This is a genomic window from Halobacillus sp. AWH4_228 (genome assembly GCF_056158365.1).
The window spans coordinates 542,817-559,486 of sequence record NZ_JBSWTE010000001.1; the positions used below are offsets into that span (position 1 = coordinate 542,817).

16 protein-coding genes are annotated in these 16,670 nt (G+C 48.9%); 13 read left to right on the top strand and 3 right to left on the bottom strand.

Annotation, left to right across the window (positions count from 1 at the left end; genetic code table 11):
• The 7 genes from ACXADP_RS02770 to ACXADP_RS02800 all read left to right on the top strand — a co-directional run bounded on the left by ACXADP_RS02770 (position 1) and on the right by ACXADP_RS02800 (position 7,607).
• Positions 1-1,179: a cystathionine gamma-synthase family protein gene (locus ACXADP_RS02770; protein ID WP_474970453.1), complete on the top strand. Its 1,179-nt coding sequence runs from the start codon at positions 1-3 to the stop codon at positions 1,177-1,179.
• A 13-nt stretch (positions 1,180-1,192) separates the two neighbouring features.
• Positions 1,193-2,377 (top strand): M20 metallopeptidase family protein, encoded by a 1,185-nt coding sequence (locus ACXADP_RS02775; protein ID WP_474970771.1) that lies wholly within the window; start codon positions 1,193-1,195, stop codon positions 2,375-2,377.
• A 2-nt stretch (positions 2,378-2,379) separates the two neighbouring features.
• Positions 2,380-3,432 (top strand): homoserine dehydrogenase, encoded by a 1,053-nt coding sequence (locus ACXADP_RS02780; protein ID WP_474970772.1) that lies wholly within the window; start codon positions 2,380-2,382, stop codon positions 3,430-3,432.
• Between the two features lie 15 nt (positions 3,433-3,447).
• Positions 3,448-4,890 carry an aldehyde dehydrogenase family protein gene (locus ACXADP_RS02785; RefSeq protein WP_474969925.1) on the top strand — a complete coding sequence of 481 codons (1,443 nt, stop codon included), beginning with the start codon at positions 3,448-3,450 and terminating at the stop codon, positions 4,888-4,890.
• A 136-nt stretch (positions 4,891-5,026) separates the two neighbouring features.
• Positions 5,027-5,803: a CAP domain-containing protein gene (locus ACXADP_RS02790; RefSeq protein ID WP_474969924.1), complete on the top strand. Its 777-nt coding sequence runs from the start codon at positions 5,027-5,029 to the stop codon at positions 5,801-5,803.
• 58 nt (positions 5,804-5,861) lie between these two features.
• Positions 5,862-6,560: a GDSL-type esterase/lipase family protein gene (locus ACXADP_RS02795; RefSeq protein WP_474969923.1), complete on the top strand. Its 699-nt coding sequence runs from the start codon at positions 5,862-5,864 to the stop codon at positions 6,558-6,560.
• A gap of 36 nt (positions 6,561-6,596) precedes the next feature.
• On the top strand, positions 6,597-7,607 hold the full coding sequence (locus tag ACXADP_RS02800) for a Gfo/Idh/MocA family protein (RefSeq protein WP_474972287.1): 1,011 nt from the start codon (positions 6,597-6,599) through the stop codon (positions 7,605-7,607).
• Between the two features lie 44 nt (positions 7,608-7,651).
• Here the strand turns inward: ACXADP_RS02800 and ACXADP_RS02805 are convergent, their stop codons facing one another.
• A complete protein-coding gene (locus ACXADP_RS02805) occupies positions 7,652-8,014 on the bottom strand; it encodes a winged helix-turn-helix transcriptional regulator (RefSeq protein ID WP_474969921.1) in 363 nt (120 codons plus the stop codon).
• A gap of 20 nt (positions 8,015-8,034) precedes the next feature.
• The gene (locus ACXADP_RS02810; protein WP_474970773.1) at positions 8,035-8,226 is read right to left on the bottom strand and encodes a hypothetical protein; all 192 of its coding nucleotides are present in this window, start codon (positions 8,224-8,226) and stop codon (positions 8,035-8,037) included.
• Between the two features lie 315 nt (positions 8,227-8,541).
• On the opposite strand from ACXADP_RS02810, the gene ACXADP_RS02815 reads away from it, so the two are divergent.
• The 5 genes from ACXADP_RS02815 (at position 8,542) to ACXADP_RS02835 (ending at position 14,256) form a co-directional block, all read left to right on the top strand.
• Positions 8,542-10,254: an ABC transporter ATP-binding protein gene (locus tag ACXADP_RS02815; RefSeq protein WP_474970774.1), complete on the top strand. Its 1,713-nt coding sequence runs from the start codon at positions 8,542-8,544 to the stop codon at positions 10,252-10,254.
• Positions 10,251-12,059, top strand: a complete 1,809-nt coding sequence (locus ACXADP_RS02820; protein ID WP_474970775.1) for an ABC transporter ATP-binding protein — start codon at positions 10,251-10,253, stop codon at positions 12,057-12,059. Before ACXADP_RS02815 ends, ACXADP_RS02820 begins: the two co-directional genes overlap by 4 nt.
• A gap of 57 nt (positions 12,060-12,116) precedes the next feature.
• Entirely contained in the window at positions 12,117-13,013 is an 897-nt protein-coding gene (locus ACXADP_RS02825; protein ID WP_474969917.1) for a vanadium-dependent haloperoxidase, read from the top strand.
• Positions 13,014-13,126: 113 nt separating this feature from the next.
• Positions 13,127-13,582, top strand: a complete 456-nt coding sequence (locus ACXADP_RS02830; RefSeq protein ID WP_474970776.1) for a cupredoxin domain-containing protein — start codon at positions 13,127-13,129, stop codon at positions 13,580-13,582.
• Positions 13,583-13,602: 20 nt separating this feature from the next.
• Positions 13,603-14,256 (top strand): LysE family translocator, encoded by a 654-nt coding sequence (locus ACXADP_RS02835; RefSeq protein WP_474969915.1) that lies wholly within the window; start codon positions 13,603-13,605, stop codon positions 14,254-14,256.
• A 118-nt stretch (positions 14,257-14,374) separates the two neighbouring features.
• Here the strand turns inward: ACXADP_RS02835 and ACXADP_RS02840 are convergent, their stop codons facing one another.
• Positions 14,375-14,830 (bottom strand): GNAT family N-acetyltransferase, encoded by a 456-nt coding sequence (locus tag ACXADP_RS02840; RefSeq protein WP_474970777.1) that lies wholly within the window; start codon positions 14,828-14,830, stop codon positions 14,375-14,377.
• A gap of 102 nt (positions 14,831-14,932) precedes the next feature.
• On the opposite strand from ACXADP_RS02840, the gene ACXADP_RS02845 reads away from it, so the two are divergent.
• Positions 14,933-16,237: a lysine N(6)-hydroxylase/L-ornithine N(5)-oxygenase family protein gene (locus ACXADP_RS02845; protein WP_474970778.1), complete on the top strand. Its 1,305-nt coding sequence runs from the start codon at positions 14,933-14,935 to the stop codon at positions 16,235-16,237.
• Positions 16,238-16,670: the final 433 nt, after the last annotated feature.

Genomic DNA, 16,670 nt, shown 5'->3' on the forward strand with positions numbered 1-16,670 from the left:
ATGAGCACAAAATCCATCTGGGCTGGTGAAAAGGAACAGCTGGCTTTCGGAGCGACACAGGTACCTGTCGTCCACAGCGTATCTTTTGGTTATGACGACATGGATGAATGGTATGACGTTGCTGTAGGCGCTAAGCCCGGTCATATTTATGGCAGGAACACCAACCCGACTGTGCAGGCGTTTGAAGACAAAATCCGTATCTTGGAAGGAGCGGAGGCGGCCACAAGCTTTTCCACCGGGATGGCGGCCATCAGCAATACGCTCAGTACGTACTTGTTCCCGGGCGACAGGGTGGTGTCCATTAAAGATACGTACGGCGGAACGAATAAAATCTTTACTGAATTCCTTCCCAAACAGCAGGTCGAGGTTGTCCTTTGTGAGACTGGAGATCACGAGTTGATTGAAGGGGAGATTGCCAAAGGATGCAAGGTGTTGTACTTGGAAAGCCCGACCAATCCAACCGTGAAGATTACGGATATCAAGCGGATGGCTGAGGCCGGAAAGGCTGCTGGTGCCCTTGTCATCGTCGATAATACATTTGCGACACCGGTCAACCAAAACCCACTGGAGCTAGGGGCAGACCTTGTCATCCACAGTGCCACGAAATTCCTCGGTGGCCATGCTGATGCTCTTGGGGGAGCAGTCTGTGGCAGAAAAGAATTGATTGAACCGATCTACCACTACCGTGAAATCAATGGAGCCACCCTCGACCCGATGGCTGCCTACCTGCTTCTGCGCGGGATGAAGACGTTGAAGCTGCGCGTCGATCAACAAAACAAGAATGCTGCAGCCATCGCTGAATACTTGAAATCCTTTGACGAAGTGGAAGCCGTCTTCTATCCAGGCCTTCCGGAGCATCCGCATCACCAGACAGCGAAAGAACAGATGAGAGGATTCGGTGGCATGCTCAGCTTTTCTGTGAAAGGCGGAGTGGCAGGTGTCCGTGATTTACTGCCTAAGTTGAATTATGCCAATAGGGCAGCCAACTTAGGGTCTGTAGAAACCGTTGTCGGCCCTTCGAGAACGACGAGTCATGTGGAGTGTACACCAGAAGAACGAGCGGCTATGGGAATTCCTGAAGGCTTGATCCGCTATTCGGCGGGAATCGAAGACATTGAAGATTTGAAGGCAGACTTAGCCCAGGCATTCCAATCGCTGAAAACCTATGTGAATCCTTAAGGGGGGGAGCGGTGTGGAGACCAGAAACCCGGACTTGGCCTTGAGATCCCGTCAATTGTTTGAGCAGCTGGTCAGCTGGAGAAGGGATTTTCACCGCCACCCTGAACTCAGTTTTCAGGAAAAGCGGACGAGTGAAACGATTGCTGCGGAACTTAAGAAGCTTCCACTCTTTAAGGTAGAAGAAAAAGTAGGCGGCCATGGCGTGGTTGCTTCCATTCGTCATGGAGAAGGTCCGGTGGTCGGACTGCGGGCGGATATGGATGCCCTCCCGATTCAAGAAACGACCACTCATTCGTTCTCTTCCAGGGTTCCAGGGGTGATGCACGCCTGTGGCCATGATGCCCATATGGCTGTACTGCTGGGTACCGCTCAGCTGCTGCATGAAGATGCAGAACGAGGGCGTTTCAAAGGCACAGTGAAGTTGATCTTTCAACCGGCCGAAGAATGCTGCGACTCTAAAGGGGAAACCGGAGCTGTGAAAATGCTGCAGACAGGAAGATTGGATGATATTCAAAAAATGGTGGGGCTCCACATGTGTCCGTGGCGTAAACCAGGGGAAGTGCAGTGGCATGACGGGCCGAGTATGGCAAACAACGATGAATTTTCCATTGTCATCCATGGTTCCGGCGGCCATGCCGGCTATCCACAGCATGTGAATGACCCAATCTGGATGGCCTCCTCGCTGCTGGGAGCTTTATACAGCCTGAATGGGCGCCGGATGGACCCATTGGAAGTCGGGACACTCAGCGTCGGCCGGGTTCAGGCTGGTGAAGCGGGAAACATTATCCCTGACCGGCTTTATCTGGAGGGTACGATCCGTTCTTATAAGGAATCCGTCCGAGAACAGCTGCTGGAAGAATTGAAGCAGACCCTTGCCATCGTGACAGCCCTTGGCGGGAATTATGAACTTACTGTCCAGCGGGGAGAACCAGCCCTTGTAAACGACCGCGATATCAACACAGCCATTAAAACAGCCGCGGGTTCTCTGAAGCTTATTGAAGAACCCTTCGGCATGGGGAGTGAAGATTTCAGTTTTTACACGAAAACCATTCCCGGTGCGATGTTTTTCCTTGGCTGTGGGCTGACCGAAGAGAAAAGTCTGCATCAATCCGATTTTGATTTGGACGAACAAGCACTGCCCCATGGTGTTCAAGTCCTTTTGGGGAGTGCTTATGAACTATTAAAGCGAGGGGGATGACAATGCCTGTTAAAATCGCCTTTATCGGTTTTGGAGGAGTCGGACGCGCACTTGCGGAAATCATCGAAGAGAAAAGGTTCCGCCTTAGGAAGGAGTATGGCTTGGATGCTGTCGTTGTCGGAGTCAGTGATGTTATGAAAGGGGCGGTATATCATCCGGATGGGCTTGATATTCCCGTTCTTTTGAAAGGGCTCAGCGATCATGGGACTGTGGAAACCTATCCGGAACACGCGGGTGTCGTTAAAGGCTGGGACAGTTTGGAGATGATCGATCACGCTCATGCAGACGTCATCGTGGAAGTCACTTATACGAATGTGGAAACAGGCGAACCGGCATTGACCCACTGCCGCCGGGCTCTGGATCATGGGAAAAGTGTCATCACGACGAATAAAGGACCTGTCGCCCATGCGTATGAGGAGTTGACCCGGAAAGCGGAGGAGAAAGGTGCATTTTTCGGTTTTGAAGGCACGGTCATGAGCGGAACACCTGCGCTGCGTCTCCCAGAGCAGACACTTGCAGGAAATACGATCCATAAAATTAAGGGCATCCTGAATGGTACGACCAATTATATTTTGACGGAAATGGAGCAGGGTCTGGACTATGGAGAGGCTTTGAAGCAGGCGCAGGGCCTAGGGTATGCAGAAGCTGATCCCACCAGTGATGTGGAAGGTTATGATGTCCGTTATAAACTCGCCATCCTGTCCAGTCATGTCTTTGGTGTGGCGTTGTCCCCGGAAGATATTCCTTGTACAGGGATTACGGGAGTGAGTGCATCGGATATACAGGAAGCGGAAAAAGCGGGAAAGAAATGGCGGTTGATCGGTACATTAACCTTGGACGGTGACCGTGTTACAGGGGTGGTCAAGCCGGAACGCATCTCCGCTCATGAGCCTCTTGCGGGAGTATCAGGAGCCTTGAATGCCATTTTATATGACTGTGACATGTCCGGCCCCATTTTTATGACAGGAGCAGGAGCGGGACTGAAGGAAACCGGGTATGCCTTGTTGATTGATTTGATCCATTACCATAAACAGCAGTCAAGAATAAAAGTGTAGGAAAGGAGCAGAGCCATGAAAACGAATCCTGTTGTTGAAAAAATGCTGTGCGCGGGGCGGTGGGTCGAAGCCGATTCCACTTTCCCGGTCTACAATCCTCAGGACGGGCGTTTACTCGCCGAAGTACCTTCCGCCTCCAAATCAGATATGGAAGAGGCGGTGGAAGGGGCGCATCGTGCTTTTACTTCCCGGCGCCCTTGGCCGACGCATGAACGGATGACAGTGTTGAAAAAAGCTGCCGCTTACGTGCGGGAGAATCAAGAGTCCTTTGCTGAAGTGATCGCCCTGGAAGGAAGCAAAACGATTACCGAAGCCAGGGGAGAAGTGAAGCGGGCGGTTCAGACGATTGAAATCAGTGCCGAGGAAGCGCGGCGGTTAAAAGGAGAAACCATCAATTTTGATCAGAATGAAGGCGGTGAAAACCGAGTCGGCTATTATCAGCGCTTTCCGATCGGTGTCATCGGAGCTATTACGCCGTTTAATGATCCCCTCAACTTAGTGGCGCATAAGATCGGCCCTGCGATCGCTGCGGGTAATGCGATTGTCCTGAAACCGGCCTCTGTCACCCCCTTAAGTGCTTTGAAACTTGCTGAGGCGTTTACAGCCGCAGGGCTTCCAGAAGGGTATTTGTCCGTCATTACAGGATCAGGAAAAGATATTGGTGACACTTTAATCACTCATCCGGCCGTTCAGATGATCTCATTTACCGGTGGACCCGAAGCAGGTGATGCGATTACGAAAAAAGCAGGGACAAAAAAATTAAGTATGGAGCTCGGATCCAATTCCCCTGTTATCGTCTTGAACGACGCAGACCGGGAAGAAGCTGTAAAAGCCTGCGTTTCAGGTGCTTTTTCAGCGGCCGGGCAGAATTGCATCGGTGTGCAGCGGATTTATGTGGAGGAACAGCAGTATGGAGCTTTTCTTGATGAGTTCGCAGCCGCGTCAGCTGCTCTCCATGTTGGCGATAAAATGGAGGAAGAAACGGATGTCGGGCCGATGATTCAGGAAAAAGAGGCGCTCAGGGTGGAAAGCTGGGTGGAGGAAGCGGTCAGCGAAGGGGCGGAGATCGTCCTTGGTGGAAGAAGAGAAGGAGCCTTTTACTATCCGACCATTCTGACCGGCGTTCCGCATGATGCAAAAGTGGCTAAGGAGGAAATATTCGGACCTGTTGTGCTCGTACACCCGGTGAGAAGTCTGGATGAAGCGATTGAATTGTCCAATTCTGTGAACTACGGGCTGCAGGCGGGAATTTTCACCAATACTATTCAACAAGCGTTTGAAGCTATTCAGTATATGGATGTTGGAGGACTGATGATCAACGACAGCAGTGATTACCGGATTGATGAGATGCCGTTTGGTGGAACCAAGGGATCGGGGATCGGCCGGGAAGGTGTGCGCTTCAGCATGGAAGCAATGACCGAGCAGAAGGTCGTCTGTTTCCGATTGAATCACCGGTGATAAGTACGAAGACTGTGGGGTTCCGCAGTCTTTTTTTTCGTGGAAAAGCAAGAGTGATGCTGGTACTTCTTTTCAGGGATAAGGTTATGGAAAGAGCAGATAGTATAGATGAACCTATTCCTTAAGGAGGATGAAAATGAGGAAGAATATCCTTGTGATCTTATCAGTCATCATGCTTCTCGGCTTGCTGGCTGCTTGTAATACAACAGAAGAACGTGCGCGTGAAAGTCAGCGCAACAATTTGAACCAGGTTACCTTCGATCCGGAAGATGAGAACATGCAGCAGGAACAAAGGTATGCCGTAGACCCCCGTTCCAATGAACAGAGCCGTTTCGATGCCAACGTCTATTTTGAGGGCATCAATCCCAATGGTCCGAATGGAAGGATGGAAGGCCCGTACTTTTTCGATCAGGAAGGCCGTTATGACCAACGTCAGGCTGCACCATCCGGGGATAACCAAGGACAGCCGGAGTCTGCTCAGCAAAACAAGAACCAAACTGAAAAAGACTCCAGCCCAAGCGAAAGCCAGGCAGCATCCGGTGATTTTCAGAAAAAGGTCATCGAGTTAACAAACGAAGCCCGTAAAAAGAATGGGTTGGAGCCATTGAAGAATAGTGCAGAAGTGGAAGAGGTCGCCCAGGTGAAATCAGAGGATATGGCGGAGAATGATTATTTTTCCCATACGTCTCCAACCTACGGCAGTCCGTTCGATATGCTGAAGGACTTTGATGTCGATTATTCTACAGCGGCTGAAAACATAGCTGCAGGCCAGCAGTCTCCAAAATCCGTTGTGGATGGATGGCTGAACAGCTCCGGACACCGGAAAAATATCATGAACAACAGTGTCACCCACATTGGTGTAGGCTATGCCAAGGATGGGAACTACTGGGTGCAGATGTTCATAGCGAAGTAAAGAAAAGCGGCCGGCTCTGCCGGCGCCTTTCTACATAAACCAGCAAAGGACGATACACATGAAGAAGACAGGACTACTACTGTTTCTGCTCATATGGATGACGGGAGCTGTCCATGTCTACAGCTTCCCTGAAAAGCAGATCACAGCGCTTGGTGACTCCATCCCATATGGGTATCACCTTACCCCCGTCAATAAACAGCCATCACCTTATGCTTTTCCTTATTTGATTGGGAAAAAAGGGAACATGGCCGTCAATAATCTCAGTGTCCCGGGACTTACATCAGGAGAACTGCTTCAGGAGTTGAAAACAAATAAGGTCTTCCGTAAAGCGGTCGCTGATTCGGATTATATCCTTCTTTATATTGGAGGGAATGACCTGCTCAATTTCCTCAAGAAAAACGATAACCTACAAGGGGTGGATCTGGAGAAAGCGGCACCTGTCATCAGAGATCTTATTTATAATGTGTATTCGACAATCCTTGAAATTGACGATTTGTCAGACGGGGAAATTCTTGTCTATAATTTATATAATCCCTATCCGGCAGCCTCTGATCAGTTGAGTGCCCCCCTCTCCTACATTAATCAGCAGTATCAATCACTCGTCCAACTGGTCCGTCATTTTGCCTCTGTTACGCTGATTGATGCGTATGGAGCTTTTGAAGGACATCCGGAATATATCATAGAACGGGATGTTCACCCGAACAAAAAGGGACAGGAAAAACTGGCTGAGCTGGGCTGGAATCAGTTGAAAAACTAGCGGTAAATATAGGGGTTTCCTATGGTTTCATGTATAATGACCATAAAGAAGGGGCGGTGTATCGTTTTGAAATTTGCCATCATAGGAACAAATACCATTACCGAAAAGCTGATTGAAGCCGGGCGCAGCCATCCGGAATTTGAATTGACAGGGGTTTATTCAAGAAACCAGGAGCGGGCCGATGCGTTCGCCGATCAGTACGGAGCTCCACTCCGTTTCACAAAAATAGCAGACCTGGCTCTCAGTGAAGAAATCGAGGCCGTCTACATAGCCAGTCCGAATGCTCTCCACGCCGAACATGCGGTCACTCTTATGAAGCATGGAAAACATGTACTCTGTGAGAAGCCGATGGCGTCAAACCAGCAGGAAATTGCCGGTATGATTGATACAGCCAAAAACCAAGGGGTCGTCCTGATGGAAGCGATGAAGTCCACGCTGATGCCTGGATTTTCAGCGGTGAAGCAGCATCTCCATAAGCTGGGCCCTGTCCGCCGATATGTAGGGAACTTCTGTAAGTACAGCTCCCGCTATGACGCGTATAAGCAAGGGGAGGTCCTGAATGCCTTCAAACCTGAATTATCCAACGGCTCATTGATGGATTTAGGGATTTACGGCATCTATCCGATGGCGGCTTTATTCGGGGCACCACGCTCCATTAAAGCAAACGGCCTGTTTCTGGAATCCGGTGTCGACGGCCAAGGATCTGTAACAGCGGACTACGGCGATATGGAAGGGGTCGTTATGCACTCGAAGATTATCGACTCCCATTCTCCTTCAGAAATTCAAGGAGAAAAAGGGACCATGATCATTCCGAACATTTCTGAACCGGAAAACATCCACATCCTATACCGGGACGGAAAACGGGAAGAACTGACGGTCGAGAGTGATTTTCCTCCTATGTATTATGAAGTGGCTGAGTTTATTGAGGTCATTGGACGGGGGGCGAAACAGTCTTCTGTAAATTCCTTCGAACACACGTTGATCACTGCCCGGATTATGGAGGAAGCCCGCAGACAGATTGGTCTCCTATATCCCGCAGATGAATAAGACGAAGAGAAAAGAGGCACGTGTATGAACGTGCCTCTTTTTTCTTAAGATGTGGATTCGTCACCTGCCCGGTCAGGATAGGGCTGTGCAGCTTCCAATTCTTCCTGATGCTTGATTCCCCACTGGTTCATAGCATGGAGGAAGGAAGCTGTTGAGCGGCCGTAAGGGGATAAGCGGTATTCAACATGAGGCGGAACGGTCTGATGGTCAATTCTTTCCACAAGTCCGTCATTCATCAGCTGTTTCAGCTCACGTGCCAGGATCCGCGAAGAAATATTACCATCAAGAGTACGACGCAGCGCATTAAACCGCATGGATTCAGCCTGAAGAAGCTTCCAGAGAATCAACCCCTTCCATTTCCCACAGACGACCTCAAGTGTGACACTAATGCCGACTCTGCCTCCCATCAGTCCCGCCTCTTTTCCATTTATTTTTTCTGCCCCTGTTTCTGCATGGCTTTTTCATAGCCTTCCATGATGCCCTGGGCATATACTTTATTTAATACCGTCATTGTTTGAGGAATGATTTTTTCTTCCTCTGATTGAGATATTTGATTCAACAAGTCCACAAGTTCGAGCAATTCTTCCGTAACCGGAAAAATTGGCTTTATATTGTCCAAATGGATCACCTTCCTGATAAATCGGAAAACGCTATTACTATAATTCTATTTCCTTTTTATTCACATCACAAGTAGTTACAAAAAGGTTAGTTTCAACATAGACCATTATGAACTAAAAATAGTTGGTTAAGCAACAACTAAGTCCGTGTTTTTGGTTTGTACAGCCTGTTGAAAAGGGGTGTACAGGTATACAAAAGTTATACTTATATAATAAATTTCGGGGTTTTTGTATAAGTGCATGCGTCGGACCATACATAACACAGGGGCTGTATACGGAACAGCTTGTACAGTGGACACAGCCGGAAAGGAAAAAATATGAAACGAATATTTTCTTATGCCATTCCATATAAGAAATCCGTAGTTATCGCTTTACTGCTGATGGTGATTGAGTTGATCGTCGAACTGACTCAGCCCGTCCTTATGGCGAAGATTATCGATGATGGAATTGTCCCGGGTGATTTATTGGAGGTCACGATCTGGGGACTTGTTCTGCTCGGGTTATCGTTCGCCGCCTTTGCTGCCGGGATAACAAATTCCTTTTATGCCGCCGATTTCAGTCAAGGAGTGGGGCATGACCTGCGTCGTGACTTATTTGAAAAAGTCCAGTATTTTACCGATGATCAATTTCAAAGGATCTCGACACCGAGTCTCGTTACAAGAATTACAAACGATGTCATACAGCTGCAGTCCCTGCTTTTCATGCTGGTCAGAATCGGGCTTCGCGCCCCTCTTTTCATCATTTCTGCCCTTATCATGGCACTGACCATTGATGTCCGTCTTTCCATGATTTTGATCGGGGGTGTTCCTGTATTTCTCGTATTCTTATTTTTCACTTTAATGAAAGGGGTCCGGTACTTTAAAAAAGTGCAGGAAAAGCTTGATGCTTTGAATAATGTAATCAGACAGAATTTATCTGCCGTCCGTCTTGTGAAAGGATTCAATCGCAAAGATTACGAGGAAGAGCAGTTCCGCACGGCTAATGCGGGGCTCGTCGCTGAGAATAAAAAGGCGCTCTGGTTGATGGAAACCGCTATGCCGATGGTCATGCTCGGCATGAATGTGGTCATTCTCGTTCTGTTATGGACGGGCTCCGGTTTTCTGGCCATCGGAAGTCTGCAGCCGGGAGAGCTTGTCGCCATCATCAATTATGCGACTAGAATTCTTTTCACATTCTCTGTGTTCACCTTCCTCATTGTGATGGTTTCCCGCGGCCAGGCTTCTGCCGGGAGGGTGGAAGAGGTTCTTTTATCATCTGTGGAGACCGACCGTGCGGCCGGGTCCTGTTCGCTTGACCATGTCGAAGGTGGAATAAATTTCTCGAATGTCTCTTTCCGCCGGGGCGGTCAACGTATTCTAAACAACATTTCCTTTGAAGCTGAGAACGGAAGCACCGTGGGAATCCTAGGAGAAACAGGCTCAGGTAAAACGTCTCTCCTTCATTTAATACCCCGATTATACGAAAAAGAATCCGGTCGAATTGTTTTGGACGGAAAAGATATGGAGGATTATTCCCTGGAGGTGTTAAGGCAGTCCGTCAGTCTTGTTCCTCAGGAGGTCCAGCTTTTCTCAGGAACGGTCCGTGAAAATATCAGCTGGGGCAGACCGGGAGCGGACGAAGCAGAAATCAGGGAGGCGGCCGCTCAGGCGCAGATAGCTGACTTCATTGAATCACTTCCTGGTGGGTATGATACACAAATCGGGCAGAAGGGCGTCGTTTTTTCCGGCGGGCAGAAACAACGGTTGTCCATTGCGCGGGCTTTAGTGCGGAATCCGTCTGTTCTGCTGCTGGATGACAGCACCAGTGCTCTCGATGCCCATACGGAAAAACAGCTGTTGAAAAGTCTGGATGATCAGTCCTGTACGGTCTTCATTACAGCTCAGAAGATCAGTTCCATCCAGCAGGCGGATCTGATTCTGCTGCTTGATCAGGGGAGGATTGCTGCGAAAGGAACACACGAGGAACTGCTTGAAACGAATGCCTATTACAAGCGGGTCTTTGAGTCACAAAAGGAAGGGGTGATGTCATGAAGCGCCAGGAAGCAGGGGGAGGCCGCCATCACTCGATCGGAATGTCAGGACAGAAGGCGGATCAATTTGGTTCGACTTTAAGACGGATTTGGAGCTATATGAGTGGACGCAAGTGGGCTTTTTTCCTCGTTATAACAGCTATTGTACTAAGTGCGGGTCTTTCTCTTCTCGGACCTTACCTGCTCGGAAGAACAGTAGATACCGTCATTGAGGATCCAGGTAGAGGACAGCTGCTCATCATGCTTGGGCTTCTCTTGGGTGTATATCTGATGCACTCTGTCTTTTTATGGCTCCAAAATTACTGGATGATCGGGATTGCCCAGGAGGCTGTGCAGGGTATGCGGGACCAGTTATTTGCCCATGTTCAGCAGCTGCCTGTCATCTATTTTCAAACAATGCCGCAGGGGGAGCTGATGAGCCGTCTGACCAACGATATTGAAAATGTAAGTCGGACGCTGAACACAGCGGTTGTCCAATTCGTTACGAGCGTGTTGACCATTGTGGGTACAATCGGAATGATGCTTTGGCTGAGCCCTGTGCTGACTCTTTTGACATTGACGATCGTTCCGGTCATGTATGCCGGTATGAAATGGATTACGAACCGGACAGGCCCTTTTTTTAAGAAACAGCAGCGGAATCTCGGTGACGTGAATGGATATGTAGAGGAAATGTTCACCGGTCAGTTCATCGTAAAAATGTTCTCAAGAGAACCCCACGTCATTGAGGACTTTGCTGAAAAAAATAAAGCGTTGAGAGAGTCCGGCTATTATGCGCAGGTATATACCGGGTTTATCCCCAAACTGATGAACATGCTGAATAACGTCAGCTTTGCCATTATTGTAGGAGCAGGCGGCCTTCTCGCGGTCAATGGATTCATATCGATTGGAATCATTGTGACTTTCACGACCTATTCCCGTCAGTTCACCCGGCCTCTTAATGATCTTGCCAACCAATTCAATATGATCCTGTCAGCTGCTGCAGGAGCGGAAAGAGTTTTTCAAGTGATGGATGAACAGATGGAAACCGAGGATGAATCCCGGTCTGTATCGATTCCTCTGCAGGGGGAAGTGGAGTTCCAGAATGTCTCCTTCGCCTACAAGGAAGGACAGGATACCTTGAAGGATATCAGCTTCAAGGTGAAACAAGGGCAGACAGTGGCCCTTGTAGGACCGACAGGGGCAGGGAAGACCACTGTAATCTCCTTGTTATCCCGCTATTTTGAACCGGATCGAGGAAGCATCCTGCTGGATGGTACAGCTTTGAGCGATATCCGCCGGGACAGTCTGCGCAGTCAGATGGGAGTCGTTCTCCAGGACGCTGTCATGTTTAACACGACAATTCGGGAAAACATCCGGTACGGCCGTCTTCGTGCTTCGGATGAAGAGGTGGAGCAAGCCGCCATTTCTGCACATGCTCATGATTTTATCGTCCGGCTTCCGGACGGCTATGATACGAAACTCGATTCGGATGGGAAGGGGGTCAGTCACGGGCAGCGCCAGCTACTTTCTATCGCCCGGGCCATGATCGCTGACCCGGCACTTTTGATCCTTGATGAAGCGACAAGCAGTATTGATACAGTGACGGAAATCAAAATCAATGCAGGACTGACGGAATTGATGAAAGACAGGACAAGTTTTGTCATCGCCCACCGTCTGCATACGATTCGATCGGCGGATGTGATTCTTGTTATGGAGAATGGGGCCATCGTAGAGCAGGGGACCCATACGTCCTTAATGAAACAGCGCGGCAGATATGCGGGATTGATTCAAGCTCAGTCCGGGACTCAGCGTTCATCAGCTCGGTGAAAAATACACCACCGTGGTCCCTGTGTCATATGGTATGACATAAGGGAGGGGAAGCGTATGTCCCGTAATCACAACTATCCACTTTGGACGGAACTGCCTTACGCAGGAGAAGATCATCCTCCGAAGCTCGATTCCGGTGTTGAAGTGGAGGCAGGTGAATGGAAGACTTATTTTATTCACCACAGCCGCCGGCATGGGTTCAAACGGCTTGATGGACAGCCAATCCGTTTAATGATCCAGGACCCGGAAACGATCCACTGGCAGGAAGAGTTAAAGAAAGTGAAGAAAGTACTGGCAGGTTTGACGGACCATGACATCCGTGTAGCGAAATATTGGGGGGAGGGGCCGGCTTCCAAGCAGTGGCTTCCGATTGCTGATCGTTTAATCGACACTTATGGGGTGGAAGCTCCACGGGCTGCCCGGATGTTAGGGGCTTTGTTCAGTGGGATGAATGATGCGTTCGTCGTCTGCTGGTCGTTGAAGTATAAGTGGCTGGTGCCGCGTCCGAACCAGCTTGATCCATCTCTGGCCACCGTCATCTGCACACCGGACCATCCTTCGTATCCGTCCGGCCATGCAACCGTATCCGGAGCCGCAGAAGCTATATTAACCTACTTCTTTCCGGCAGAAAGGAAAAAAATCAGGGAGCTCGCGGAGGAAAATGCCCGGTCACGGCTGCTCGCTGGTGTTCACTATCCTGTCGACAACGACCAGGGCCTTCGACTGGGGCGCCAGATCGGCGGCATCGTTGTTGAAGAATTGAAGAAGGATCAAGTCCGGGGTGTCCCGCTCGATCGACCTTTCACCCAGTATAGAAATGCGGACGTGTACCCTGCGGATTATACGCAGGCCATACCCTTTGATTATGATCAGCGGTGCCGGTCCCTGCTTCTCAGCGAAGACGATGAATCCTCGTCCTATACGGAATGGATTGATCCAAAGCTCTTTTTTTAATATGGATGAGAGAGAACAGCCGGACGGCTGTTCTTTTTGTAGGGGAAAAAAGAGACAAGTTCCCCTGGAGGACCTGCATATATATGTAAGGAACATCTACAGGAGGGATAAACATGGAAGCATGGATATGGTCGGCGAAGAAAATCGGTCTGATCGGGGGTGCCCTTGTTATAGCACTGGCCGCCTATTTTATCGGATCATTCTTTTGGAAAGGTGCCGTCTCGACAACGACAGCCCCGTCAGGTGGAGAACCGCGGGTGGTCCAGCTTGTAACAGGGGAATTCAAAGCCGAAAAAGCGGATGGCACAGAAATGGAAGCCTACCGATGGGACCCGGGAACAATTCTTATTGAAAAGGGAGAGGATGTCCAATTATCCATTTATGGAGTGAATGGGAAAGAGCATCCTTTCTATATTGAAGGTACAGACATCAAAGGAGTGGTGGAGCAGGGCAAGGAAACGGTGGTGGATTTGAAATTTGATAAGGAAGGCATCTACCGGCTGATCTGTACAACGCACGCAGAGATCGATACCGACGGACCTATGATTGCCTACATTGTCGTTGATTAAATCTGCAGGGGGGAGAATGGATGGTCACTCTTCTTGCAGGTTCCATTGTCCTGGGATTATCTATAGCAGCGCCTGTCGGACCCATTAACATAGAAATTATCCGGAGAGGGCTGACCTTTGGCTTCTGGCCGGCGCTATGTGTAGGGCTTGGCGGGATGTCTTCCGATTTACTGCTGATGTTTGTGATGTTTTTAGGAGCAGGCACTGTGCTGTCATGGTCTTGGGTGCAGATTACTTTATTGCTTCTTGGATGTTTGGTTTTAACGCATGCCGGGTGGACAAGCTTCCGTAAACCTGTCGTAGCGGAATGGGACGCAGCGGAAGGAAACAGGAGCAGCCGTGGTGCCTCCTTGGTTTCCTATGCCCGCGGCGTGCTGATTGCCGGCACCAATCCCATGAATATTCTTTTCTGGGTAAGCATTTACGGATCTGTGTTAAGCGGTGCGCTGCAGAAAGAGGATGTTCTTCACTCTTTTTTGATCAGCTCCATGGTCTTTATTGGAATCGGATTGTGGAACATGAATCTCGCTTTTATTGTCCATTTCAGCAGATCCATCATGACCTTTACTCTGCTGAAATGGGTTCAGAGAACGGCCGGACTTGTTCTCTTTTATTATGGAGTGAAATTCGGATTTGAAGCATGTCTTCTCATTGGAAGATCCGGGTGGCTGTAGCAGACGGATCTATCAAAGCAGATCCTTAAGGCTGTCGGAAAGGTTTCCGGCAGTTTTTTGATGGATGAATCTCGTTCATCTCTCTTTGGGAACAGCTCTCCGGGGGTTCTTTGGTTTGTCAAAGCTTCTTTTGAAAGACGATCATGTCGATCCCCCGTATGCCGTTTTCATAGAACGGTTCCGGATAGGACAGGAAGAAGTCTTTTTTTATAGAATGAAAGCGGAAGCCGGCTTTCTGGTAAAACAAGAGGTTCTCAATGCTGGAGTTGGATGTTCCGGCGATCACCCTTGTTTTTCCTTTGCTCCTGTAAAAGGCTTCAATCTTTTTAATCGCTGCTTTTCCGATTCCCTGCCCGCGGAAAGCTTCCTTTAAAGCGATATTCTTAATTTCGATGGTAGATTCTTCCGGGAACGTACATACACATCCCCCTGCTGTTCTGCCGTCTACAGTAATCGCATAGAAATCGCCCTCGTTCATATACGACCGGATCAGCTCTTCGCTTTCATCAGCCAGCAGAAGGACGTCCATGTAAGCAGCGGGTTCTTTTTTATGTATCTTCACTTCATCGTTCAAGTATATCTTCTCCTCTCTACGAACATCCTGAGCATATGATAACATAAGACTAGTAGATCAAATTCTGAAATCTATCACTTTTCAGATAAGGAGTCGTGGATGATGGAGCAACAAGAAAAGGTTTTTGACTTAATCGGTGTAGGGGTAGGACCATTCAACCTCAGTTTAGCAGCACTTTCTGAGCCGCTTGAAGATGTAGAGGCTCTGTTTTTTGAAAAACAGCCCGCCTTTGAATGGCACCCAGGGATGTTGATCGAAGGGACGAAAATGCAGGTCCCATTTCTCGCTGACTTAGTAACGATGGCGGATCCGACAAACCCGTACAGCTTTTTGAATTACATCAATAAACATGGACGGATGTATCCTTTTTATTTTCTGCAGCGCCTGGATATCCCGAGGAGGGAATATAACGATTACTGCCAATGGGCCGCTGAACAGCTGACCAGCTGTGTGTTTGGAAAAGAAGTTGTGGGATTGACGCTCGAGGAAGAAAAGTCGTTGTATACGGTTGAAGTCCGTGATGTAGGAACACAGGAGGTTTGCACGTATTACGCAGAGAACCTTGTGCTCGGCACAGGCAGTGTCCCTGTGATGCCGGCCTCGTTCCGAAAAGTGGAAGGCGAGGGGGTTTTTCATACGTCTGAATTTCTATCCCACTACGACCACTGCAGGAATGCGGAATCGATTACAGTGGTCGGTTCAGGACAGAGTGCTGCCGAAACGTTTCGCGAACTTCTGAAAGAGCAGAAGAGCGGGGGCTACCGGCTGGATTGGATCACCCGTTCTGCCGGATTTGAATCGATGGAAGAATCAAAGTTGAGTCTGGAGCACTTTTCTCCGGATTATGTGGATTATTTTTATCAGCTTCCCCAAAAGCAGAAAGATGATATTTTTGCCGGGCAGGGATTGTATTACAAAGGAATCAGCAATCATACCATTAATGATATCTATAATTTGTTATACGAGCATTCGGTCGGCCGGGAGACATTGAACGTCGGATTGAAAGTGCTCAGTGAAATCAATGGAATAGAAAGAAATGAATCGGGGGGCTTCACCCTTGAAGGCCGTCATATTCAGAAGGGTGAAACATTCAGTCATGATTCTGAAGTAATTATTGCAGCCACAGGTTATCAGCCATATGTTCCGGACTTTGTCACGGAACTCACCGATCTATTGGTGTGGGACGATGAGGGCCGGTATAAAGTGACAGAGGATTACCGTCTGGTGCAGCAGAAACCGAACTCCAATCATATTTATGTCCACAGCGGCATTTCCCACACCCATGGCGTTGGTTCCACAAACCTCGGGTTGTCGGTACACCGGAATAAGGTGATTATTAACCACCTGACGAAGAGAAACGTTTATCCTTTGAATGAGACCAACGTTTTCCAAACCTTTGACGTCTAATAACCGAAACGGCGTGGCACATGCTGGACCATTTCATTGTATAGACAACCCTGTGATTTCTGCTTTGGCTGTTATGATCCATACGGATGGTTTTCCGGTGAAGGGGAAGCACATTTTTTCGCACCTATGACTTTATAGGATAAGAGAGGAGTTTTTCTGGTGAACAGAAAAACTCCTCTTTTTCATTCCGTCATAAGGTGAGGTCTCGAGGAGCGTTCGGTGGTGACGCCTGCGGGAACAGCACGGACCAAAGATCCACTTGGACAGATGGTTTTCCTGTCCAAGTTAGCTGAGGTCGTGCCCGCGGCAAGCATCCACCGATAAGCGGAACGTGACCGTCAAACCTTTTATGTGGAAAGATCCTTACCTTTTCTTAGATAGGGAAGGGCATATAAGACTTTGATTGTGGTTTTTGTGTATAAATGTGTGTATA

Bases quoted from the DNA above. Each gene is read 5' to 3' on its own strand.
- ACXADP_RS02770 (WP_474970453.1), top strand. From the start codon at position 1: ATGAGCACAAAATCCATCTGGGCTGGTGAAAAGGAACAGCTGGCTTTC.
- ACXADP_RS02830 (WP_474970776.1), top strand. From the start codon at position 13,127: ATGGAAGCATGGATATGGTCGGCGAAGAAAATCGGTCTGATCGGGGGT.
- ACXADP_RS02780 (WP_474970772.1), top strand. From the start codon at position 2,380: ATGCCTGTTAAAATCGCCTTTATCGGTTTTGGAGGAGTCGGACGCGCA.
- ACXADP_RS02805 (WP_474969921.1), bottom strand. From the start codon at position 8,014: ATGGGAGGCAGAGTCGGCATTAGTGTCACACTTGAGGTCGTCTGTGGG.
- ACXADP_RS02795 (WP_474969923.1), top strand. From the start codon at position 5,862: ATGAAGAAGACAGGACTACTACTGTTTCTGCTCATATGGATGACGGGA.
- ACXADP_RS02790 (WP_474969924.1), top strand. From the start codon at position 5,027: ATGAGGAAGAATATCCTTGTGATCTTATCAGTCATCATGCTTCTCGGC.
- ACXADP_RS02785 (WP_474969925.1), top strand. From the start codon at position 3,448: ATGAAAACGAATCCTGTTGTTGAAAAAATGCTGTGCGCGGGGCGGTGG.
- ACXADP_RS02820 (WP_474970775.1), top strand. From the start codon at position 10,251: ATGAAGCGCCAGGAAGCAGGGGGAGGCCGCCATCACTCGATCGGAATG.
- ACXADP_RS02835 (WP_474969915.1), top strand. From the start codon at position 13,603: ATGGTCACTCTTCTTGCAGGTTCCATTGTCCTGGGATTATCTATAGCA.
- ACXADP_RS02825 (WP_474969917.1), top strand. From the start codon at position 12,117: ATGTCCCGTAATCACAACTATCCACTTTGGACGGAACTGCCTTACGCA.
- ACXADP_RS02845 (WP_474970778.1), top strand. From the start codon at position 14,933: ATGGAGCAACAAGAAAAGGTTTTTGACTTAATCGGTGTAGGGGTAGGA.
- ACXADP_RS02800 (WP_474972287.1), top strand. From the start codon at position 6,597: ATGACCATAAAGAAGGGGCGGTGTATCGTTTTGAAATTTGCCATCATA.
- ACXADP_RS02815 (WP_474970774.1), top strand. From the start codon at position 8,542: ATGAAACGAATATTTTCTTATGCCATTCCATATAAGAAATCCGTAGTT.